Below are 21,744 nucleotides of genomic sequence, written 5' to 3'. Positions count from 1 at the left end.
AAAAAAGTTCAAGAAAATGGAACATTATTAATTTTAAATTAGTCAAATAAAAGGAGGTGCTTATGATGACTAAAAAGTTAACGGCATTATTAATGGTAGTGATGATGTTGCTGACACTGGTTGGATGTGGTGATGAGACGACAGAGGAAGCTATTGGAGGACCGGACATAAGAGGGGTCATAATAGCTGTTGAAAAAAATCAAGCTGGTGGAGTAGGTAGAATATTCGTAAAGGGTGAACTGGAGGAGGGTACCTCCTACGATCAGGCCTATATTAGCATAGTTCAAGATACCAATATTGTTGGTGAAGAGCAACAAGGATTATCAGTTGATGATCTTTGGGTAGGAAAGACAGTGGAGGTTTGGTTCGAAGGAGACGTTGCAGAATCATATCCAGTCCAAGCGAAAGGAAAGAGAGTAAAAGTTTTAAATCAAACCTAGGAACCACCTATGCTAGGCTGAAGCAGGAGAATAATCAGTGGATCATAGAAGCAGGTGGGGGAAGGCCAGGTATGACGGAGGAAGAAATGAAGAAGCATGTGAAGGATTTTATATACAGGGATGGAAAACTCATAGAGAAAGCGGATGCCCATTAGATTTAAGGAGGAGAGGATATGTGGATTGTAGCACTAATAGCAGTACTATTCTTTGTATTGGCGATACTTATAAAACACTTCAAATGCTATTGGTTGATCGCTGGTTATAATACTGCATCTAAGAAAGAAAAGGAAAAGGTGGATATTGAAGGTTTAGGAATTTTTATGGGGAATATGATGTATCTCTTAAGTTGTGTCATGCTTTTAGGAGTCATCTTAAGAACACTAGGATACAAACTAGTGGGGGACTTAACTTGGATCGTAGTTATCGGCATTACCATCTATATGGTGGTCAAAGGCCAACGGTTCCAAAGCAAAGGGCAAGAAGGACAACAGCAAATGAAAAAAAGTACTGTGGTTACAGGGATACTTATCTTTATACCAATTATTCTACTGTCTTCAGGACTAATGATTTATGGCGTTCTCCCTAGTGAAGTGGTGCTAGAGGGAGGGGCTTTGCAAATAACAGGTATGTATGGTACGACGATAGCAGAGAAGGAAATCATTTCAATGGAATTGATTGACGAAATCCCAGAAATCGAAAGAAAAGTAAATGGTTTTGATTTTGGGAATATCCTCAAGGGGAACTTTCAACTGGAGGAATGGGGTAGCGGTATGATTTATTTAGAATCCAAGAGAGGACCATATATACTAATAAGGTATAAGGATGGGAAATTTGTTCTAATAAACTTTAAGAAGCCAGAGGATACCCAGAGGACTTTTGAAATGCTGTCTACATAATCCCTTTGACAAATATCATCAGCTATGCTAAGATAACTTAAGAATGTGAGTCTACCTTTAAATTGGTCCAGAGAGGCCAGAAAGGAATGAGAGCTATGAAAAAGTTCAATGGATTTTTTGTCGTACAAATTTATATACTAATTAATATACCCAGAGCAATGAAAAAGAGACTGAGTTCTCCTTTTTGTTGCTCTTTTTATTATGTCTAAAATCGTTCCTGTAGACCAACATCGTTAAAATTGTGGAATAAGAAAAGGGAGGAATTTCAGTGAAAACATTAATTAAAAATGGAAGAGTGATTGACCCTGCCACTAAAACAGACTTAGTAATGGATTTACTAATAGAAGATGGGAAAATTAAAGCCATCGGTAAAAACCTTGAAGTAGTAGACGGAAAAGAGATCAATGCCACTGGAAAGTGGGTAGTACCGGGTTTGATCGACCTCCATGTACATTTAAGAGAACCAGGATTTCAACATAAGGAAGACATCTTGACAGGAAGTTGTAGTGCAGCTCTGGGAGGGTTCACCACCATTTGTTGTATGCCCAATACCAACCCTGTGATTGACAGTGTAGAGGTCGTAGAATATATCCAAAGGAAATCAGTAGAGGCGGGTGTTGTCAATGTCCTCCCAATTGGGAGCATTACTAAGGGACAACAGGGTAAGGAATTGATTAACATTCAAGAAATGAAACAAGCAGGGGTTTGTGGCATCAGTGAAGATGGAAAAACTGTCATGAACAAAAAACTACTAAGGGAGGCAATGGTGGAGGCTGCAAAGCTAGACCTACCGATTTTCTCCCACTGTGAAGATCATGAATTGGCGGCAGATGGGGTAATGCACCAAGGACTATTGGCTGATGAGCTAGGACTAAAGGGGATTCCGCCAGAAGCAGAAGAGATCATTACCCTAAGGGATATCAACCTAGCTAAAGAAACCTGTGCAAGACTTCACCTGTGCCATGTAAGCACAAAAGGAGCAGTAGGAATTATTAGAACTGCTAAATTAAAGGGGGAAAGGGTGACGGCAGAGGTATGCCCCCACCACTTTACCTTGACGGAGAAAGCAGTAGTAGGAAAAGATCCCAATACAAAGATGAATCCACCCCTTAGAGGACAGGAGGATCTGGAGGAAATCATTCAAGGGCTGAAGGATGGTAGTATAGATGTGATTGCTACAGATCATGCCCCCCATCATGCCGATGAAAAAGCAGTAGGATTTGAAAAAGCCCCCTTTGGAATAGTAGGCTTAGAGACGGCAGTAGCCCTAGGGGTGACGGAGCTGGTGGAAAAGGGAATCTTGACTCCTATGGAATTAATCGAAAAAATGAGTACAAATCCTGCTAAGGTCTTGGGGTTAATGGGTGGTAGCATAAAGATTGGCCAAAGGGCTGATATTGCCATCATTGACCCAGAGGAAGAATACCAAATAGATGTCAATAGACTTGCTTCAAAGGGGAAAAATAGCCCCTTCCACGGTAAAGAGGTAAAGGGAAAGGTGACCCATACCATAGTAGCGGGAAGAATTGTGGTGGAAGACGGGGAATTGGTTGAAGAAATTAAAGTAAGATTATAACAATAATTCGATAGTCGAATATAAGCAGCTAAAACAACAAGTAAAACAACAAGTAAAACAACTAAAATACTACAACAGAAAAAACAATACTGAATCAAATAAAGCTAGTAATCAATAAAAATATAAAATATAACAACATTTAGGGAGGAATATAGAATGATTGATTTATTAATTGAAAAGATTCAAGAGAAGGCAAATCCAACAGTGGTGGGGTTAGATCCAAGACTAAGCTATGTTCCAGAATATATTAAAAATGAAGTGTATGAAGAATTGGGGAAAACACCAGCAGCAGCAGCGGAAGCATTTTATCGTTACAATGTTGCCCTAATTGATGCCATCCATGAAATTGTCCCAGCAATAAAACCTCAAGTTGCCATGTATGAGCAATTTGGGGGGGCAGGAATAGATGCTTATATCAAGACCATCAAATATGCAAAGGAAAAGGGACTAGTTATCATAGGGGATATTAAAAGGGGAGATATTTCCTCCACAGCGGAAGCCTACGCAGATGGACACATCGGAAGGGTGGATGTAGAGGGAGAAAAGTTTGAAATCTACCATGAGGACAGCATCACAATTAATCCATACCTTGGATACGATTCTGTACACCCCTTCATTAAGCATTGTCAAGAATACAATAGGGGATTATTTGTACTGGTAAAGACCTCCAACCCAAACAGTGGTCAAATCCAAAACCTTGATGTAGCAGGCAAAATGGTTTACGAAATCATGGGGGAAATGGTGGCAGAATGGGGTCAACAGGTGATGGGTACGAAAGGCTATAGTCAAATCGGAGCAGTAGTGGGGGCAACCTACCCAGAGGAAGCAACTAAATTAAGAAAAATTATGCCAAACACATACTTCTTAGTTCCAGGTTATGGAGCTCAAGGGGGTACAGCAGAGGACCTAAAAGGATGCTTCAATCAAGATGGATTAGGGGCAATTATCAATTCTTCAAGAGGAATTATCGCAGCCCATTTGAAGGAAGAGAACAAAATGAAATTCTCAGAGAAGGAATTTGCTTTAGCTGCTAGGAAAGCGGCTTTGGCTATGAAGAAGGATTTACAAAGGGTAATTGGATAAAGGCACAATGAAACGATGTGAAATAATGTAGTATAATTAATTCCAAATATATAAAAGAATATAAAAGATTAAAGATTAATTCTATGAAAAGAACTATAACCAGCATATAGTTCTTTTCATTTTTTTACTCTAAATTATTCCAGATTAATGGCAAATACTCATTTTGATAGCCTGTTCCTATCGTTCTTTTCAAATTTTTTAGATCAAGGTAGGTTATTTTTAAAAAAAGGGTATTATAAAAGAAAGACTACATTAGAAAACATACTGAGTAGAAATTTTATTATAGACCAGCAATTATTTTGTTTTAAAGGAAGGGAGATTAGTCAATTGAGAATAGGATATGCCTGTATTCCTTTAGGAATCAATCTCAAGACAAATAGGAGATTTATCATCAAAAACTATTCAGAGGAAAAACTACAATCCACCCTAGCGTCCAACCTCCAAGATTTACTGGGCATCCTTAAATACAATAAAAAATATGGGATACATTTGTTTCGCATTAGCTCTGATATTGTTCCCTTTGGAAGCCATGAAATCAATCAATTGCCATGGGAGAAGATTTTCCAAAAAGAATTATATGAGATTGGAAGATACATTGCTATTATTCTAGTAAAAACCTTTGACAACCGTCTCAACCTATGATAATATATTTTGAAGAGTGTGAGTCTACCTTTAAATTGGTCCAGAGAGGCCAGAAAGGAATGAGAAACCATGAAAAAGCTGACAAAGTTTTTTTGCTGTACAAAATTACAGGTAAATAACAAAAACATCATTGGAAAAACAGCGGAAGAGAAATCTCTATTACCGTTGTACTTTGCCGTTGGTGTAATATTACTATTAAATATAACAAGAGCAATGGAAAGAAGATTGTTAAAATCCTCTTTAAATTGCTCTTTTTGTTATGTCTAAAACATTCCTGTAGACCACCTTAACAACATCTAATCAAAAAATACTAAAACGAGGTGAAATGCATGAAGGCAACATTAATCTTGGAAAATGGCAAAACCTTTCAAGGAAAGGCTTTTGGCTATCTAAAGGAAACCGTTGGTGAAGTTGTATTTAATACAGGAATGACGGGATATCAGGAGGTACTGACAGACCCCTCCTACACAGGGCAAATCGTCACTATGACCTATCCCCTTATAGGAAACTATGGAATCAACCTTGGGGATCGAGAGTCACGAACCCCAAAGGTAAAGGGCTTCATCGTAAGGGAAAGGGCAGAAATGCCAAACCACTGGCGTTGTGAAATGGATTTAGAGGGCTACCTGAAGGAAAATAAGATTATGGCAATGGAGGGAATCGACACAAGGGCATTGACAAAAATCCTCCGAAACAATGGCTCCATGAAGGGAATCATCGCCCTTAGAGATCTTACCCCAGCCCAGATTCAAAATAAGTTTGATAGCTTTAGCAATACTAATGCGGTGGAGTCTGTATCAACAAAGGAAGTATATGAACTAGAAGGAAAAGGAAAGCATGTGGCGGTACTGGATTTTGGGATTAAACAAAATATCCTCCGCTCCCTACAACATAAGGGTTGTAGATTGACAGTTTTCCCAGCCCTCACTCCAACAGAGGAAATATTAAAGGTTAATCCCGATGGTATCCTCCTTTCCAACGGACCAGGGGACCCAAAGGATTTGCCACAGGTGGTGGAGACCATTAAAGAACTATTGGGAGTAAAACCCATCTTTGGAATCTGCTTAGGACATCAGCTTCTAGCCCTAAGCCTAGGGGGAGATACAGAAAAGCTAAAGTTTGGACACAGAGGTTGCAATCACCCCGTAAAGGATTTATTGAATAAGAGAATATACATCACCTCACAAAATCATGGCTATGTCATGAAGGCAGACCAGCTGCCGGAGGATATCATCATTACCCATGTCAACGTCAACGACCAGACCATAGAAGGAATTGCCCACAGGACTTTACCAGCCTTTAGTGTACAGTTCCATCCAGAGGCAGCACCAGGACCGAAGGAAAATGATTATCTATTCGATAGATTTATGAAAATGATGAAGGGGGAATCGCTATGCCAAGAAATCACAGCATAAAAAAAGTACTAGTTATCGGTTCAGGACCCATTGTAATCGGTCAAGCAGCAGAATTTGACTACGCAGGGGCACAGGCATGTCAAGCATTAAAGGAAGAAGGAGTTGAAGTTGTACTAATCAACAGCAATCCTGCCACCATCATGACGGATCGGGAAATCGCCCACAAGATATATATAGAACCATTAACAATAGAATTCATAGAAAAAGTCATTAAAAAAGAAAGACCCGATAGCCTGTTGGCTGGTATGGGGGGACAGACGGGACTAAATCTTGCGGTAAATCTCCACGAAAAGGGGATTTTAGATAAATATGGAGTCAAAATTATTGGAACATCCATCAAATCAATCAAAGATGGGGAAGACAGAGAAGCCTTTCAACAACTGATGAAGCGAATCAACCAGCCAACTATAGAAGGGAAAATCGTCACCTCCTTTAAGGAAGGGATGGAGCTTGTTGAGACATTAGGCTATCCAGTAGTGGTAAGACCAGCCTACACCCTAGGGGGAAGTGGTGGAGGAATAGCAGAAACCCAAGAAGCCCTAGAGGAAATCCTAGCCCAAGGATTACAGCTCAGCCCTGTAGGACAAGTACTAATCGAGAAATCCATCAAGGGATGGAAGGAAATCGAGTATGAGGTAATCAGAGACAGCCAAGGAAATTGTATAACTGTTTGCAATATGGAAAACATTGATCCAGTAGGCGTCCATACGGGGGATAGCATTGTGGTTGCACCATCCCAGACCTTGACGGATAAGGAGTACCAAATGCTAAGAAGTGCCTCCATTGATATAATCAATGCAGTTGGAATAGAGGGGGGCTGTAATGTACAAATTGCCCTCCACCCAAGAAGTCATGAATATGCAATCATTGAAATCAACCCGAGGGTAAGTCGATCCTCAGCTTTAGCCTCAAAGGTGACGGGTTACCCAATAGCAAAGGTGGCGGCGAAAATTGCCCTAGGTTATGGACTAGATGAAATATTAAACGGAGTAACAGGAAAGACCTTCGCCTGCTTTGAGCCAACCCTAGATTATGTGGTGGTGAAAATACCGAAATGGCCCTTTGATAAATTTACAGGTGCAAAGAAAAACCTAGGTACAAAAATGATGGCAACAGGAGAAATTATGGCGATTGCCAATAACTTTGAAGCTGCCTTCCTCAAGGGGATCCGATCCTTGGAAATGGGACAATACAACCTAGAGCTGAAGACCTCTAAAAATAGAAGTCTTGAGGAACTAAAGGAAAGGGTACAAATTCCTGATGATGAGAGAATCTTTGATATCGCTGAAATGCTTAGAAGAAACTATCGAGTTGATATGATTTGTCAGCTGACGGGGATGGATGCCTTCTTCGTTGAAAAACTGAGAAATCTTGTGATGACGGAGGAAGTCCTCAAAGAAACCAAGTTAGAGGATTTGACAGAGGAAAGACTAAGGGAACTGAAAAAGAAGGGATTCTCCGATAAGGGAATAGCTGACTTAATGGGAATCAGCCCCCAAGTCCTTTATCAAAGAAGAAAAGAGATGGGAATACAGGCGGTCTACAAAATGGTGGACACCTGTGGCGGAGAATTTGAAGCCTTATCCCCCTACTACTACTCCACCTACGACCAAGAGGACGAAGTAGTGGTATCAGATAGAAAAAAGGTGATGGTGATTGGCTCTGGACCAATAAGAATAGGGCAAGGTATTGAATTTGACTACTGCTGTGTCCACAGCGTACTGGCATTAAGGAGGATGGGAATTGAAACCATTATCGTCAATAACAATCCAGAAACCGTCAGCACCGACTTCGATATATCTGATAAACTCTACTTTGAGCCTCTGACGGAGGAGGATGTACTGAATATAATCGAAAAGGAAAAGCCCGACGGAGTGATCCTACAATTCGGAGGTCAGACGGCCATCAAACTAGCCAGTTTCCTAGAGGAAATGGAAATCGAGATATTAGGAACAAAGCCTCAACAGATTGATGTGGCAGAGGATCGAGAAAAGTTCGAAGCATTGCTGGAATCCCTGAATATTGCAAGACCAAAGGGGAAGGCAGTTTGGAGTATCGAGGAAGGGATAGATGAAGCAGAAAAAATTGGCTATCCTGTGTTGGTTCGACCTTCTTATGTACTGGGAGGACAGGGGATGGAAATCACCTATAGCCCAGCAGAATTAAAGAGTTATTTAGAGGCAGCCTTCCAAAAAGATAGAAAAAATCCAGTCCTCATAGACCGTTATCTGAATGGAAAGGAAATTGAGGTGGATGCCATCTGCGACGGGGAAGACATACTGATTCCGGGAATTATGGAGCACTTAGAGAGGGCAGGAGTCCACTCTGGAGATAGTATTACCATATATCCAAGCCAAACCATTACAGCAGAAATCCAAGAAAAAATTGTTGATTACACGAAAAACATCGCCCTAGCTCTAAAGGTAAATGGGATGGTTAATATACAGTTTATCCTACAGGGGGAGGAACTCTACATCATAGAAGTAAACCCCCGATCCAGTAGAACGGTACCCTATATCAGTAAGGTAACCGAGCTACCAGTTGTGGACTTGGCAACTAAAGTCATGATGGGAGAAAGAATCAAAGACCTAGGCTATGGTACAGAAGTCTATAAAAAATCAGCCTATGTGGCAGTGAAGGTTCCAGTCTTCTCAACAGAAAAGGTCCCTTTGGCAGAAATCAGCTTAGGGCCAGAGATGAAGTCCACAGGGGAAGTGCTGGGAATCGGAAAAACGCTAGAATCCGCCCTATACAAAGGGTTTGTGGCAGCAGGGATGAGGATTCCGGAGGCAGGGGCAACAGTACTAGTCACTCTAAAGGATCAAGATAAAGAAGAGTTTCTGCCAATGGCAAAGGACTTTGTGGAAAGAGGAATTAAGCTCATGGCAACGGCTGGCACGGCAGAATTTTTAAAGCAACATCAGCTACCTGTTGAGGAAGTTAGAAAAATTAATGAAGAAACACCAAATATATTAGACATTATTCGAAGTGGCAAAATCAACTTAATCATCAATACCCCTACAAAGGGGAAGGAACCGATTCGGGATGGATTTAAGATTAGAAGAGCAGCCATTGAATCCACAGTAAAGGTACTGACTTCTCTAGATACGGTGGGGGCATTGTTGAAGGTGATGAAGTATGACTTAGGAGAAAGTAAACTGGATGTAATAAACATGGGGGTGTGTTCATGAAGAAGAAGGTATTAGCAAAGGTACTTTTAAATGAAGCAATAGCACCAAATAATTTTAAGATGGTGATTTCAGCAAAGGAAATGACGGTGGATGCAACGGCAGGTCAATTTGTGAACCTATACTGCAATAGGGGAGAGCTACTTCTCCCCAGACCCATCAGTATTTGTGAGGTAAATAAAGAAACAGGCGAAATGACTTTAGTCTATGCAGTGGTTGGAAAGGGAACTAAAGAATTGTCTCAAATGAAGAAAGGGGAAACCCTAGGTGCAATGGGACCTCTAGGTAGGGGATTTGAGGTTAGTTATGAAGTTGAAGAACATCTAATCATTGCAGGGGGCATCGGCGTACCACCGATGGTGGAACTGGTAAAGTCATTAAAGGGAAACATCACTGTATACCTAGGATTTAGAAGTAATCCAATATTGGTGGAGGAATTTGAAGCGTACGGAGCAGTTGTTCATGTGGCAACGGAGGATGGCAGTGTTGGACTACAGGGAAATGTCATGGGACTAATTAAAGAACATCAACCAAAACCCCAAATGATCTATAGCTGTGGACCGAAACCAATGCTAAAGGCTGTAGCTGATTGGTCAAAGGCAGAGGACATACCAACTCAGCTTTCTCTAGAGGAAAGAATGGCATGTGGAATCGGAGCTTGTCTAGTGTGTACCTGCAGGACGAAGAAGCAGGAGGATACAGACTGGGAAAATAGAAGGGTATGTAAGGATGGACCAGTATTCTGGAGGGATGAGGTGATTTGGAATGACTAAGTTGGACTTAAGGGTAAATATCGCAGGGGTAGAACTAAAGAATCCTGTCATGACAGCTTCGGGAACTTTTGGATCAGGTAAAGAGTATGGAGAATATGTAGATTTAAATCGACTAGGGGCAGTGGTGGTAAAGGGAATAGCCAGTACTCCTTGGAAGGGAAATGCCAGTCCAAGGGTGGCAGAGACCTACGGAGGAATGTTGAATAGTGTAGGTCTTCAAAACCCTGGGGTGGAGGAATTTATCAAAACAGATATTCCCTTCCTCAGAGGTTATGATACAAAAATTATTGTCAACATCGCGGGTAGAACGGTGGAGGATTACTGTGCTGTGGTGGAAAGACTAGGGGATGCTGATGTAGACCTGTTGGAGCTAAATATCTCCTGTCCAAATGTAAAAGAAGGGGGCGTATGCTTCGGTACTGACCCTAGAATGGTGGAGCATGTTGTCAAAGAGGTAAAGAAATATGCAAAGCAACCACTAATCGTAAAGCTGACTCCAAATGTGACTGACATCGTTGCAATAGCTAAAGCAGCAGAGGCAGGGGGCGCAGATAGCTTGTCCCTCATCAATACTCTGCTGGGAATGGTGATTGACATTCATAAGAGAAAGCCTGTATTAGCCAATGTAGTAGGAGGATTTTCTGGACCTGCCATCAAGCCAGTGGCGGTAAGAATAGTTTATCAAGTAGCCAAGTCAACAAATCTTCCCATCATTGGAATGGGGGGAATCATGACGGGTGAGGATGCAATTGAGTTTATCCAAGCAGGGGCAACAGGAGTGGCGGTTGGAACTGCCAACTTCATTAATCCTACAGCTACAATAGATGTACTGGAAGGAATCGAAGGTTATATGAAGCAGTATGGTGAGGAAAATATCAATAATCTAAGAGGAATAGTTTAAAATTTTATAATGAGGAGGAGTAGTTGTATGTTAAAGAGAGAAAGAGTATTAGAAATTTTAAAGGATTCAGAGGTATTATTAGAGGGACATTTTCTATTAACATCTGGAAGACACAGTAACCAATATATGCAATGTGCTAGAATCCTTCAATACCCGTGGTACACAGAGGAAATCGCAAAGGGATTAGCAGAAGAATTTGCAGATGACAACATTGATATCGTAGTAGGGCCAGCAATGGGGGGCATCATCATCGCTTATGAAATGGCAAGACAACTAAAGGCCAAGAACATCTTTGCTGAAAGAGAAAATGGCAAAATGGCCCTAAGAAGGGGATTTGCCATCCCAAAGGGAGCTAGGGTTCTAGTGGCTGAGGATGTGATCACAACTGGTGGATCTGTAAAGGAAGTAATCGAAATCGTTGAAGAACAAGGTGGAATCGTAGCAGGTGTGGCTGTACTAGTAGATAGAAGTAATGGTACAACAGATTTTGGAGCAAAGCTACGGGCAGCCCTTACAACAGAAGTTATCTCCTATGAGGCTGATGAATGTCCACTTTGTAAGGAGTTAAACACACCTCCAGTGAAGCCTGGTAGTAGAGGGATGAAGTAGTAAAATATAAGAAAATAGCCATAACTAGAGTAAAGCCACACATTTAAAAATGTGTGGTTTCACAATGTCCATTGAAATATATTATATGATTAAATAAACCTGAAACATCTGTACCATCTGAACAATCAATATTTAAAATAACAATAGAAGGAACTATTTTTTCATAAATAAAGTAGAGAACCTAAAGGCTCTCTACTTTAAAAAATAAGATGCATTTAAGATATTATCTATTTAGCAGGGGCCAACTCCACCAATAGCTGGGATAGCAACTTGACGATTTTGAAGTAACTTAAGGGTGATATAAAGAACCATTTTTTCTTCTAATACTCTAAACTTTCTTTCTTCAAATGGCATATAAGAGTGGTCAAATCCAGTTGGATTAAGTGCTTCATCAAATTCTACGATCTCTGCTCTTATAAGTTCGCAGTAAGGTAGTTCATTAAACTCTTCGGTACTTACTTGGTTGAATTCAGTGGTATCACTAGATTGTAGTTTATCCTTAGTTCCAAAACTTGGTCCAGTTAGATCTTGTTGCATCAAATATTCAAACTCTCTAGAAGTATTGTCGATTACCGGAGCAGGTTGGAATCCATTGAAGAAAACTTCAGTAGTACAAGTGAAAGGTACATCTACTGTGAAGTGGCGAATATCTCCGTGGAAGCTTCTGCTGTTGGAGCCTGATCTAGTAGAATAATCTATATTCTTTCTAACAAAACCTTTAATGAATAACATTCCTGTATCTCTAATCAATAGACATTGGGTTATTTTTACTTTTTTCTTGATGTTTTTAATTTCATAAGCATATTCAGGTAATTCAATAATTGAGTTTATATTAACCTGTAATCTTAGCTCTGCTAAGACAACTGGGATTTTTGCCACTACACCACGGGTAATGGCTTCTATATCAGTGGGAACATTAACACAATTGCTTATGGTTTCGTCTTTTACAGTTAGAACTGCATCTCTTGCATCTTTTGAATCTCTTTTAGATTGACATTCTATTACTTTGGGTGAGTATTCAACATTAACTTTAGCCATTTATATTTAACCTCCTTAAAGTCTCTAAAACCTCTAATATCAACACTAGGAAGTAGGTGGGACTTCCCTCCCTGATTCCTAGTACATAGTATGAAGGAAGTTTAATTTGGTCACTAGAAAAATAACATATTTTTAATAAAAATTTCGCCAAAACAAAAAAAAGCACAGTAAAACCTGTAACATCTTTTTTTGAAGACATGAAAAGTCCATATAAAATATAAAATTATGAATTTACTAAATTTTTATAAAATATTACAAAATTTTAAAGTAAAAAAATCATTAATATGGGATATAATGAGATAAAACAATTAGTTAGAAAGATAGTTGTTGGGGGAGTGGAGATAGTGTTTAAATTGTTTGAGAAATTAGATGGGTTATTTGAAGTTAAACAAACGAAATTTACTGGTAGTAGGATTTTTGTAGCCCTGTGCCTAATGGTAGTAATGCTAATGAGTCTACCTATGTATTTTAAGTATGAGAATTACCGGTATCAAAATTATTATAATGAATACATTGAAGCTAAGAATTTAACCTTCGATTATGCTGAAATTCATGGTAAATACCCCATAGGGGAGAAGATTAATTTAAAAAAGGAGAAGGATTTATATGGTTTCTTAAATAATTATTTAGGTGATCGACAGCTTTACTATATTAATACTGACCTAATTCCCGAAATGAAGGATTTCAAGTATACTTATATATTCGATACAAAATATGAGTATATGTATACTAGTGAATTTGTTGTTTATAAAATGAGAAGGTGGCATTTGGCAAGGTGAGGATTATGGCTTCTAACCTCATTTTCTGCGTTACTGCGAGAGACCAGCACTTTCCGTATTACTTATCCGAGACGGCCGCTGGTCTCTCTTGTTCTGAATCTAAGGTATTTACTTAATTTTATTTATTGTTTAAGCTATTCTTCTTTACATTCTCACTCAATACCTCGTTCATACTACCTGTACGGTAGCCTAATAGGTCAAGGGTCACATAATCAAATCCGATTTCCTTAAAGTAGTTCCCAATCTGATCCATTAGATCTTTATCAAAGAATTTAACCCTTTCATCCTTGGCAACCTCGATACGGGCAATATTTTCATGGTGACGAACCCGGAGTTGTCTAAAGCCTAAGTCTAATAAAAATTGTTCCGCAAGTTCCACCATTTTTAGCTTTGGAGCTGTAATCTCATGACCATAGGGGAAACGGGAGGATAGACAAGCAAAGGCAGGTTTATCCCAAGTTGCAATACCTAGCTCTTTAGATAATTGACGGATATCATCCTTGGTCATTTGGGCTTCCTTTAGGGGACTTACGACATTTAATTCCTTTGCGGCGTGCATTCCAGGACGAAAATCCAATAGATCATCAAGGTTAGAGCCATCTAAAACGTGTTTAATTCCATATTCATCTGCAACTGTTCGTACCTTTGTAAATAGCTCATGTTTGCAGTAGTAGCAACGATTAACAGGATTCTTAGAAAAGCCTTCTATATCCAATTCTTCTGAGACAATCACTACATGCTTAGCTCCAAAGGATTTAGCATATTCTGTGGCTTCGTTAAATTCCCTCTCTGGATACGTGGAGGAACGGGCTGTTACAGCAATGGCTTTATCTTTTAAAACATCATGGGCTACCTTTAATAGAAAAGTACTATCAACTCCACCAGAAAAAGCAACTGCTACACTTTCCAAGCCTGTAAGAATCTCCTTTAATTTAGAATATTTATCGGATAAAATCATCATTAAACCTCCTTAATATAGTCATGTTAATAGGTATGTATAATACTATAGCTTATCATATTTCAAATATATAATCAATTCAACTGATTTCTTATTTTCTTCAGAACCATTAATTTAATGATAGTACAACTTAGGTAGTTCTGTATATGGTACTATGCTTAATGGATTTTTCATCTTCCTTGAATCCTAAGACTAAGACTTTTCAATAGAATAGAGTTTTTTACTTCGTCTACATCCTTATATATGTAGGCTTTCTATTCAATTTAATATATTATATAATAAGTTTGTTAAGAAATTATATTTCTAATTGAACTTTACACTACATTTAAACGTTATATATTGGGGGAGTGGTTATGGAGGAACATTTGCTAGTAAAAATGGCAAAGAGGCAAGATAAAAAAGCAATGGAAAAGCTTCTTCAAAGCAATTATTCCATCCTCAAGGGTTATCTACTCAAAATGACATTAAATCCAACTCTAGCAGATGATCTCACTCAAGAAACGATGCTAAAGGCTGTGCTGAATATTTCAAAGTATGAGCACAGGGGGAAGTTTTCTACTTGGTTGATTACCATTGGAACAAACTTGCATCGAGATCAACTAAGGAAGAATAAGAGACTGGTCTACTCAGAAGAGCATATGGAACTGGTGGACCATCATAATATAGAAGAAGAATTTATTAAAAAGATAGAATATGGAAACTTAATGAAGGTGTTAAAGGAAATTCCTGAGGAAAAAAGGGTGGTTTTGATATTGAAGCATTATTATGATTATTCTTATTTGGAGATAGCTGAAATACTGGACTGTCCTATAGGAACGATTCGCTCAAGACTACACTATGCCATTAAAGTCTTACAAAAAACCATGAAAGGAGGGGAAGACATTGAATAATACCTGCAAAGAATATGAAGAAATCCTAATGGATATTTATTATGGGGAAGCAGAGATGTCGATTGAGGTGGAAGAACATTTAAAAAATTGCGAAGGTTGCATGCAGTTTTGTTGCGAATTACAGGAAATGGGCGAAACATTAAGCCAACCCCAGGATATACCTATTGATTATGGGATAATCAGAAATGTTATGGAAACAGCTGAGGGTGTAGAGGCTAAAAAGAGTAATATTAGAGAATTGGCATTGTTTATCCTATTGGCATGTGGTCTTTTAGGGGGAATTGCAGGCCTAGTAATGTTAGGATATGCAAAGCCGATTTTGTATCTACAAGGGATTCTTCATATGGGATTACCATTAACCCTTCCCCTAATTTTATGGAGACGCAAACGCAAGGAGGGGTACAATGTATAGTTTAGATGACACCAATCCACTTTTCTGGATAATAATATTCCTTATACTAATAATACAAGGCAGCTGGATTTTTAACGATGCTTCCAAAAGGGGAGAAAATAAATGGATTTGGGGTTTGTTTGGTTGCCTTAATGTTCCCACCTCCCTGTTGATTTACATTTTAGTTACTAGATATATCATGAAAACGGAAAACTGTGGACATTGTGGTAATAAAGTAAGGACAAATGCCAATTATTGCTCCAATTGTGGTCAAAGAATAAAAAACGAATATTAAGCTAGTTGAAAAAATATGAGTTATTATTTACCTCAAATGACGACCAGCACCCTTACGTATTCAAATTGACGTTGCGGTGGCTGGTTTTTTTTGATCTTTCCCATGAACTTTTTGAACACCTACTTCGTTATAGATATGAAAAATAAATGGAGGTGTTTAAAAATGGGTGATATAACAACATTAGAATTTATAAAATTGGTCTTGCCTTTTATTGTTTTAGAATTAGGTTTGAAGCTATTTTGTTTTTATTTGATTTTGAAGAAGGGAGTAAGAAACCTATCAAAAGTTATTTGGAGTCTTATCTTATTGGTTCAGGTGGTAGGACCGATTAGTTTCTTATTGTTTGGCAGAAGGAGGGAGTTCAATGATTAAGGTAGAGGGACTAGTAAAGTCCTATGGGAAACATGAAGTATTAAAGGGACTGAACTTTGAAGTGAAAAACAATGAGATCTATGGGTTTTTAGGTCATAATGGTGCAGGAAAATCAACCACCATTAATATATTAACGAACCTGATCAAACCAACGAAGGGAAATGTATCGGTAAATGGAAGTATAGGCTATTTACCAGAGGATCCAAAGTTCTATACCTATATGACAGGAGCAGAATATTTAAAATTAATTGGAGAAATCAGTGGTTTTAGTAAATCCAACATTGCTACCCGTTCAGCAGAATTATTGGAACTGGTGGGGTTAAAAAAGGATGCAAAGAGAAAAGTAGGTGGCTATTCTAGGGGGATGAGACAAAGGCTAGGTTTTGCGGTGGCCCTATTTAATAAACCTCAAATATTACTGTTGGATGAACCAGCTTCAGCCCTAGATCCAGAGGGAAGAAAAGAAATGCTGGACTTGATTCAACAATTCAAGAATGAGGGGGGGACTGTTTTCCTATCCAGTCATATTTTAAGCGATCTTGAGCGGATTGCTGATCGAATAGGTATTTTGAATAAAGGGTCAATGGTTTTAGAGGGTAGTCTTGAAGAAATCAAAGGAGAATATCTCCTACCAATCTACGATATTGAGTTTGAAAACCCCATTGGAGCCTTACCAAAGAGACTACTGGCTGAAGCATGGGTGGAGGATATTCAGGTTAAAGGAACTGTTATGAGTGTAGGCATTAGCAATCCAATAGTTGCTAAGACAGAGTTATTAAGAATATTGGCAGAAAATAATCAGCCGGTTACCTCCTATCAAGTTAGGAAAAGCAGTCTGGAGGACATTTATATGAGGGCGGTGAAGGAAAATGCATAGCTTTAAAGCTTATTTTAAAAAGGAAATCTTAGAGGGAATGAGGACCTATCGATATATCATTATAGCCTCTGTATTTATTGGGTTTGCAATATTTACACCAATGATGCTTAAGATGCTACCTTCAATTTTGGAATCACAAGGGGATGGGATTGACTATAGCCAACTTATGAAGGTAACTCAAACCAGTGCTTTGCAGAATTACATGGGTAATATACTACAATTAGGAACTTTGGTTGTGGTCCTTAGTCTGATGGGGATCGTTGCAGAAGAAGTTAAAAATCATTTGTTTGTAATGCCAACATCAAAAGAATTATCCTTTACAGGAGTGATATTAAGTAAGGGTGTACACTATAGTATATTGGTATCAATCTTGATTCCGATTGCCATGACGATTAACTACTATTATGTAGCCATGCTGTTTGAAGACGGGGTGGTTACCCTGCAGCAGACATTGAGTAGTGCTTTTCATTTGACCTGCTACTTCATTTTTATTATTCATCTTTTAATCTGTATCGGTAGCTATGTGAAAAAATCTGGTGTTGTTGCCACCATCACAATGTTGGTCCTACTGGCAATGCCCTTATTAAATAAAATAAATGCATTAAGCAAGGTATTACCCTACTACTTTATTGAGGCAGCCACTAAAGTAAGTAACTTAGATTCATCGGTTTTTATGCCTCTGTTGGTATTGTCAGGGTACATTGTCTTACTGAATGGGATGGCGATTCATCGACTAAAAACGAGAGAACTGGAATAATCCTATAGGAAGGGACAGGAGGGGAGGAAGGAATATCAAGGCCCTCTATCGAACTCTATTTATAGGAGGTGTTGGTGATGGAGGAAACAAAAAAAGTCATTTTAATTACAGGTACGGAGGATACACGGATATCTCTTCACAAACAAATTCAACAATTCATATATCCTCTGGGGGTTGTGGAGAGCTATGCTTCGGATGAAGGATTACCGTCTATGGTTTCGGGGGATTTGATCGTTTTATCTACTCAACTTCTAATGGATGAGGTAGTTCATGTTTTGGATGAATCCATCCCCCTTGTCATTGCCCGTAGGATGATTAACTACGATTTTATTGATAAAATTCTAGTGCTACCTAAGGGGAAAAATGTACTATTGGTGAATGATGTTCAAGAAACAACAATTGAAACCATTGAATATTTAAAGAGACTAGGGATTGATCATTTAAACTATTATCCCTATTATCCAGGTGGAGAAGTGAATTTAGAATGTACCATAGCCATCACCCCAGGGGAGGCCCATTTAGTCCCTACTCATATCAAAGAAGTAATCGACATTGGCCCGAGGCTCATTGATATGACCTCTATTATGGAAATTTTTAGAAAATTAAATATTCTAGACGAACGGGCAGATGCTCTATCAGAGAAATACATTAAGAAAATTATTCAAATGGCTAAAAAATTAGCCCAATATAGTAGTGAAAAAACAGCCCTAAATCAGCAATTGATGATGGTTATTAATAATATGAACGATGCCATCATTGTTGCTGACGAAAAGGGAACCATCCAGTTAATGAATGATAACATGGAAACCCTATTGAAAATCCCTAAAAAGAGGGTTTTACAACAAAATATCCGCTATTATCTACAAGACCAAGCTTTACAGGATTTTATCTTTGGTGAATGCCAAAATAGAAGCAGAATATTGAGCTTTAGACAACAGGATTTTGTTGTGGAAAGGTTTTGGATGGATGAGTCTAATCTATTGGTAGTTACCTTCAAAAATCCCCATGAGACTTTGGAAATTGAGCGGAAATTGAAGCGGGAACTCATCAACAAGGGTTATGTGGCAAAATATCATTTTAATAATATTATTGGAGAAAGTAAACGGATTCAGGAGGCAAAGGCAATTGCAAAAAAACTGGCTCCTGTAGACTATACGATCTTGATTGAAGGAGAAAGCGGTACTGGTAAAGAGCTATTTGCCAGTGCAATACACAATTCCTCTAAGCGAAAAGAAGGTCCTTTTTTAGGGGTGAATTTCAGTGCATTATCGGAGGAATTAGTGGAAAGTGAACTCTTTGGTTATGAAGAAGGGGCCTTTACTGGGGCCAAGAAAGGTGGGAAAATTGGGCTCTTCGAACAGGCCAACGGAGGAACCATATTCCTAGATGAAATCGGGGATATATCCCATAAAATCCAAACTCGACTTTTGAGGGTATTACAGGAGAAGGAACTGATGAGGGTTGGAGGGAGTCGAAATATCCCTATAGATGTTCGGATTATCGCCGCCACCAACAAGAACCTATTGGAGATGATCGAGACGGGGGAATTTCGAGAGGATCTATACCATCGTTTAAAAAGTTTGTACCTACATCTACCACCATTAAGAACCAGAAAGGAAGACCTACAGCTACTCTTATCCTATTTCTTAAAGCAAGAGGGGAAGGGGAAAATCAAAATACAGCAGGAGGTTGTTCAACAACTGACGGAATACAATTGGTATGGCAATGTTAGGGAACTAAGAAATATTATAAACTATATGGTGGCAGTATGTGATGACAATTTGATTCAATTGAAGGACCTTCCTGATAAACACTTTTTCCAAAAAGCCAAACCCCACAACAACATAAATCTTAATGTTGATGAAGATATTACTAAACTAGAAAACTATGGAGACATTAGAGAGTTTCTTAAGATTATGGAAAAAATCGAGGATGCAGGAGGTAGTGGTGATAATATTGGACGGGGAAGATTAGTCAGTATATTGAAGGATGAGGGGTTTCCATTAACAGAGCAGAAGGTAAGGTATAGACTAGATATTCTAGAAGAATTGGGTTATATCAACAAGGGTAAAGGACGTAGAGGTTCTAAGATTACCTTGAGGGGTAAAGAGATTCTCACTAAAATAATTAGCTTAGGATAATGAAGTATAATAATGTAAAATAAATAGGCTGTTCTTGGTTGTAAATAATAACCTATTAAAACCTCTATTTCATTGGAGGCTTGTCCAAAAAAATAGTAAAATAAACCACTTACATTTTAATTTATATAGAAAAATGGTGGTAATACTATTGTCCACCTCAATTTTTACGATCTCGTCCTAAATTGGCATAATATTTGCAATATTAACAAATCAAATATTGAAGGGGGATGAGGATTAATGGCTGTAAAAACGAGTGGGAAGAAGAAAAGCGCTTTTAAAGTGCCCCATACCTATGTAATTATTTTTTCAATTTTAGTATTGGTTGCTCTAGCGACCTACATAATTCCTGCAGGGGAATATGATCGGGCAGAAAATGCCAGCGGTAGAACAGTAGTTGTTCAAGATTCTTATCATACAGTAGACAGCAATCCGCAGGGTATCACTAAGGTACTACAGGCTCCATTAGAGGGGATCAAAGATAGTGCCAGTATAATTGGATTTATCTTAATCGTTGGGGGTGCCTTTGCAGTTGTTCAGAAGACTAAGGCGATTGATACGGGAATCATCAAAATTACTAAGAGATTAAAGGGTTACGAAGTACTAATTATTCCAGTAGTGATGATTTTATTCTCATTAGGAGGAGCGGTATTTGGAATGTCAGAGGAGATCATTCCCTTTGTGGCGATCTTTGTACCCCTTGCCCTAGCACTGGGCTATGATACCATCACTGGTATTGCCATGTGTTATGTGGCTGCCCATATTGGATTTGCAGCGGCATTTTTAAATCCTTTTACAGTGGGAATCGCTCAAGGAATAGCAGAATTACCTACTTTTTCTGGTATGGGATATCGTCTATTTGTATGGGCATTCACTACCCTAATTGGTGTTGCCTATGTAATGTATTATGCGACGAAAGTTAAGAAAAATCCAGAACTAAGTATTACTTTTCAGCATGACCAAAAGAGAAGAAAAGAAATTAATACTGATGAAGCCATGAATAGCAAGTTTACAACAAGACATGGTTTAGTATTATTAGTATTCTTTGCTGGTATTGCAACTCTTGTAGCTGGAGTAATTATTAAGCAATGGTGGATTAGTGAAATCGCTGCCATCTTTGTGGCTATTGGGATCTTATCGGGTATTGTTGGTGGATTAAAGGCTGGAGAAATTGCTGATTCGTTTATCGAAGGGGCAAAGGACTTAGTAGGGGCTGCTCTTATTGTAGGTCTTGCAAAGGGAACTCTCATTTTAGCTACTGAAGGTAGAATTATCGATACCATCTTAAATAGTGTTGCAGGTGTAATCGGAAATGTTCCAAGCGTAATCTCCGCTTACTTAATGTTCTTCATCCAATCAATCATCAACTTCTTTGTTCCATCTGGAAGTGGTCAGGCGGCTTTAACAATGCCGATCATGGCTCCATTGGGAGAATTAGTTGGTATTACAAGACAAACAACTGTATTGGCATTCCAATTTGGTGATGGATTTACAAACATGATTATTCCTACTTCTGGAGTATTGATGGGAGCTTTAGGAATGGCGAAAATCTCATGGGATCAATGGGCTAAATGGATGATTAAACTTCAAGTTATTTTCTTAATCATTGGTTGTCTATTGCTAACACCAGCAGTATTAATGCACTTAGGACCATTCTAGGATAAAATATATTAAATTCATAATATGATTAAATTAGACCGTAGGCTATGGAATAGTCTACGGTCTA

At 38.6% G+C, this 21,744-nt stretch carries 21 protein-coding genes; 19 read left to right on the top strand and 2 right to left on the bottom strand.

Going from position 1 to position 21,744, the window contains the following annotated elements; all coding sequences use genetic code 11:
* The first annotated feature begins 65 nt into the window (after positions 1–65).
* From JOC73_RS04035 to pyrE, 10 genes are all read left to right on the top strand, one after another.
* Positions 66–440: a DUF3221 domain-containing protein gene (locus JOC73_RS04035; RefSeq protein WP_204400580.1), complete on the top strand. Its 375-nt coding sequence runs from the start codon at positions 66–68 to the stop codon at positions 438–440.
* A 173-nt stretch (positions 441–613) separates the two neighbouring features.
* Positions 614–1,336 carry a DUF3784 domain-containing protein gene (locus tag JOC73_RS04030; protein WP_204400579.1) on the top strand — a complete coding sequence of 241 codons (723 nt, stop codon included), beginning with the start codon at positions 614–616 and terminating at the stop codon, positions 1,334–1,336.
* Positions 1,337–1,604: 268 nt separating this feature from the next.
* The gene (locus tag JOC73_RS04025; RefSeq protein ID WP_204400578.1) at positions 1,605–2,912 is read left to right on the top strand and encodes a dihydroorotase; all 1,308 of its coding nucleotides are present in this window, start codon (positions 1,605–1,607) and stop codon (positions 2,910–2,912) included.
* A 156-nt stretch (positions 2,913–3,068) separates the two neighbouring features.
* Positions 3,069–3,995, top strand: coding sequence for an orotidine-5'-phosphate decarboxylase (gene pyrF, locus JOC73_RS04020; RefSeq protein ID WP_204400577.1), 927 nt, complete (start codon positions 3,069–3,071; stop codon positions 3,993–3,995).
* Positions 3,996–4,322: 327 nt separating this feature from the next.
* Positions 4,323–4,637 carry an apurinic/apyrimidinic endonuclease family protein gene (locus JOC73_RS04015; protein ID WP_204400576.1) on the top strand — a complete coding sequence of 105 codons (315 nt, stop codon included), beginning with the start codon at positions 4,323–4,325 and terminating at the stop codon, positions 4,635–4,637.
* A 329-nt stretch (positions 4,638–4,966) separates the two neighbouring features.
* The gene (locus JOC73_RS04010) at positions 4,967–6,052 is read left to right on the top strand and encodes a carbamoyl phosphate synthase small subunit (protein WP_204400575.1); all 1,086 of its coding nucleotides are present in this window, start codon (positions 4,967–4,969) and stop codon (positions 6,050–6,052) included.
* Positions 6,031–9,243: a carbamoyl-phosphate synthase large subunit gene (carB, locus tag JOC73_RS04005; protein ID WP_204400574.1), complete on the top strand. Its 3,213-nt coding sequence runs from the start codon at positions 6,031–6,033 to the stop codon at positions 9,241–9,243. Before JOC73_RS04010 ends, carB begins: the two co-directional genes overlap by 22 nt.
* Positions 9,240–10,013: a dihydroorotate dehydrogenase electron transfer subunit gene (locus JOC73_RS04000; protein WP_204400573.1), complete on the top strand. Its 774-nt coding sequence runs from the start codon at positions 9,240–9,242 to the stop codon at positions 10,011–10,013. The genes carB and JOC73_RS04000 overlap by 4 nt, the downstream gene beginning before the upstream one ends.
* Positions 10,006–10,914: a dihydroorotate dehydrogenase gene (locus JOC73_RS03995; RefSeq protein ID WP_330613095.1), complete on the top strand. Its 909-nt coding sequence runs from the start codon at positions 10,006–10,008 to the stop codon at positions 10,912–10,914. The genes JOC73_RS04000 and JOC73_RS03995 overlap by 8 nt, the downstream gene beginning before the upstream one ends.
* A gap of 27 nt (positions 10,915–10,941) precedes the next feature.
* Positions 10,942–11,523 carry an orotate phosphoribosyltransferase gene (pyrE, locus tag JOC73_RS03990; RefSeq protein WP_204400572.1) on the top strand — a complete coding sequence of 194 codons (582 nt, stop codon included), beginning with the start codon at positions 10,942–10,944 and terminating at the stop codon, positions 11,521–11,523.
* A 231-nt stretch (positions 11,524–11,754) separates the two neighbouring features.
* On the opposite strand, the gene JOC73_RS03985 is transcribed toward pyrE, so the two are convergent.
* Positions 11,755–12,561, bottom strand: a complete 807-nt coding sequence (locus JOC73_RS03985; RefSeq protein ID WP_204400571.1) for a CsxC family protein — start codon at positions 12,559–12,561, stop codon at positions 11,755–11,757.
* Positions 12,562–12,905: 344 nt separating this feature from the next.
* On the opposite strand from JOC73_RS03985, the gene JOC73_RS03980 reads away from it, so the two are divergent.
* Positions 12,906–13,340 carry a hypothetical protein gene (locus tag JOC73_RS03980; protein WP_204400570.1) on the top strand — a complete coding sequence of 145 codons (435 nt, stop codon included), beginning with the start codon at positions 12,906–12,908 and terminating at the stop codon, positions 13,338–13,340.
* Positions 13,341–13,458: 118 nt separating this feature from the next.
* Here JOC73_RS03980 and larE read toward each other — a convergent pair whose 3' ends face one another.
* Positions 13,459–14,298, bottom strand: a complete 840-nt coding sequence (gene larE / locus JOC73_RS03975) for an ATP-dependent sacrificial sulfur transferase LarE (protein ID WP_204400569.1) — start codon at positions 14,296–14,298, stop codon at positions 13,459–13,461.
* Between the two features lie 353 nt (positions 14,299–14,651).
* On the opposite strand from larE, the gene sigY reads away from it, so the two are divergent.
* The 8 genes from sigY (at position 14,652) to JOC73_RS03935 (ending at position 21,677) form a co-directional block, all read left to right on the top strand.
* Complete coding sequence (gene sigY, locus JOC73_RS03970; protein ID WP_204400568.1) at positions 14,652–15,188, top strand: RNA polymerase sigma factor SigY; 537 nt, start codon at positions 14,652–14,654, stop codon at positions 15,186–15,188.
* The gene (locus tag JOC73_RS03965; protein WP_204400567.1) at positions 15,181–15,600 is read left to right on the top strand and encodes an anti-sigma factor; all 420 of its coding nucleotides are present in this window, start codon (positions 15,181–15,183) and stop codon (positions 15,598–15,600) included. The genes sigY and JOC73_RS03965 overlap by 8 nt, the downstream gene beginning before the upstream one ends.
* Complete coding sequence (locus JOC73_RS03960; RefSeq protein ID WP_204400566.1) at positions 15,593–15,874, top strand: zinc ribbon domain-containing protein; 282 nt, start codon at positions 15,593–15,595, stop codon at positions 15,872–15,874. Before JOC73_RS03965 ends, JOC73_RS03960 begins: the two co-directional genes overlap by 8 nt.
* A 162-nt stretch (positions 15,875–16,036) precedes the next feature.
* Positions 16,037–16,246 carry a PLDc N-terminal domain-containing protein gene (locus JOC73_RS03955; RefSeq protein ID WP_204400565.1) on the top strand — a complete coding sequence of 70 codons (210 nt, stop codon included), beginning with the start codon at positions 16,037–16,039 and terminating at the stop codon, positions 16,244–16,246.
* A complete protein-coding gene (locus tag JOC73_RS03950) occupies positions 16,239–17,123 on the top strand; it encodes an ABC transporter ATP-binding protein (protein WP_204400564.1) in 885 nt (294 codons plus the stop codon). The genes JOC73_RS03955 and JOC73_RS03950 overlap by 8 nt, the downstream gene beginning before the upstream one ends.
* Positions 17,116–17,880, top strand: a complete 765-nt coding sequence (locus JOC73_RS03945) for a hypothetical protein (protein WP_204400563.1) — start codon at positions 17,116–17,118, stop codon at positions 17,878–17,880. The genes JOC73_RS03950 and JOC73_RS03945 overlap by 8 nt, the downstream gene beginning before the upstream one ends.
* A 77-nt stretch (positions 17,881–17,957) precedes the next feature.
* A complete protein-coding gene (locus JOC73_RS03940) occupies positions 17,958–20,021 on the top strand; it encodes a sigma 54-interacting transcriptional regulator (RefSeq protein ID WP_204400562.1) in 2,064 nt (687 codons plus the stop codon).
* Between the two features lie 237 nt (positions 20,022–20,258).
* Positions 20,259–21,677, top strand: a complete 1,419-nt coding sequence (locus JOC73_RS03935) for a YfcC family protein (RefSeq protein ID WP_204400561.1) — start codon at positions 20,259–20,261, stop codon at positions 21,675–21,677.
* Positions 21,678–21,744 lie beyond the last annotated feature (67 nt).

This window comes from Alkaliphilus hydrothermalis, assembly GCF_016908555.1.
Classification (GTDB): domain Bacteria; phylum Bacillota; class Clostridia; order Peptostreptococcales; family Natronincolaceae; genus Alkaliphilus; species Alkaliphilus hydrothermalis.
Note: the sequence above shows the minus strand (reverse complement) of the source record. Positions and strands in the feature narration are given on the sequence as shown.

Bases quoted from the DNA above. Each gene is read 5' to 3' on its own strand.
- pyrF (WP_204400577.1), top strand. From the start codon at position 3,069: ATGATTGATTTATTAATTGAAAAGATTCAAGAGAAGGCAAATCCAACA.
- JOC73_RS03950 (WP_204400564.1), top strand. From the start codon at position 16,239: ATGATTAAGGTAGAGGGACTAGTAAAGTCCTATGGGAAACATGAAGTA.
- JOC73_RS04035 (WP_204400580.1), top strand. From the start codon at position 66: ATGACTAAAAAGTTAACGGCATTATTAATGGTAGTGATGATGTTGCTG.
- JOC73_RS03945 (WP_204400563.1), top strand. From the start codon at position 17,116: ATGCATAGCTTTAAAGCTTATTTTAAAAAGGAAATCTTAGAGGGAATG.
- JOC73_RS03935 (WP_204400561.1), top strand. From the start codon at position 20,259: ATGGCTGTAAAAACGAGTGGGAAGAAGAAAAGCGCTTTTAAAGTGCCC.
- JOC73_RS03940 (WP_204400562.1), top strand. From the start codon at position 17,958: ATGGAGGAAACAAAAAAAGTCATTTTAATTACAGGTACGGAGGATACA.
- JOC73_RS04010 (WP_204400575.1), top strand. From the start codon at position 4,967: ATGAAGGCAACATTAATCTTGGAAAATGGCAAAACCTTTCAAGGAAAG.
- larE (WP_204400569.1), bottom strand. From the start codon at position 14,298: ATGATTTTATCCGATAAATATTCTAAATTAAAGGAGATTCTTACAGGC.
- sigY (WP_204400568.1), top strand. From the start codon at position 14,652: ATGGAGGAACATTTGCTAGTAAAAATGGCAAAGAGGCAAGATAAAAAA.
- pyrE (WP_204400572.1), top strand. From the start codon at position 10,942: ATGTTAAAGAGAGAAAGAGTATTAGAAATTTTAAAGGATTCAGAGGTA.
- JOC73_RS03995 (WP_330613095.1), top strand. From the start codon at position 10,006: ATGACTAAGTTGGACTTAAGGGTAAATATCGCAGGGGTAGAACTAAAG.
- JOC73_RS03960 (WP_204400566.1), top strand. From the start codon at position 15,593: ATGTATAGTTTAGATGACACCAATCCACTTTTCTGGATAATAATATTC.
- JOC73_RS03985 (WP_204400571.1), bottom strand. From the start codon at position 12,561: ATGGCTAAAGTTAATGTTGAATACTCACCCAAAGTAATAGAATGTCAA.
- JOC73_RS04030 (WP_204400579.1), top strand. From the start codon at position 614: ATGTGGATTGTAGCACTAATAGCAGTACTATTCTTTGTATTGGCGATA.
- JOC73_RS04000 (WP_204400573.1), top strand. From the start codon at position 9,240: ATGAAGAAGAAGGTATTAGCAAAGGTACTTTTAAATGAAGCAATAGCA.
- JOC73_RS03955 (WP_204400565.1), top strand. From the start codon at position 16,037: ATGGGTGATATAACAACATTAGAATTTATAAAATTGGTCTTGCCTTTT.
- carB (WP_204400574.1), top strand. From the start codon at position 6,031: ATGCCAAGAAATCACAGCATAAAAAAAGTACTAGTTATCGGTTCAGGA.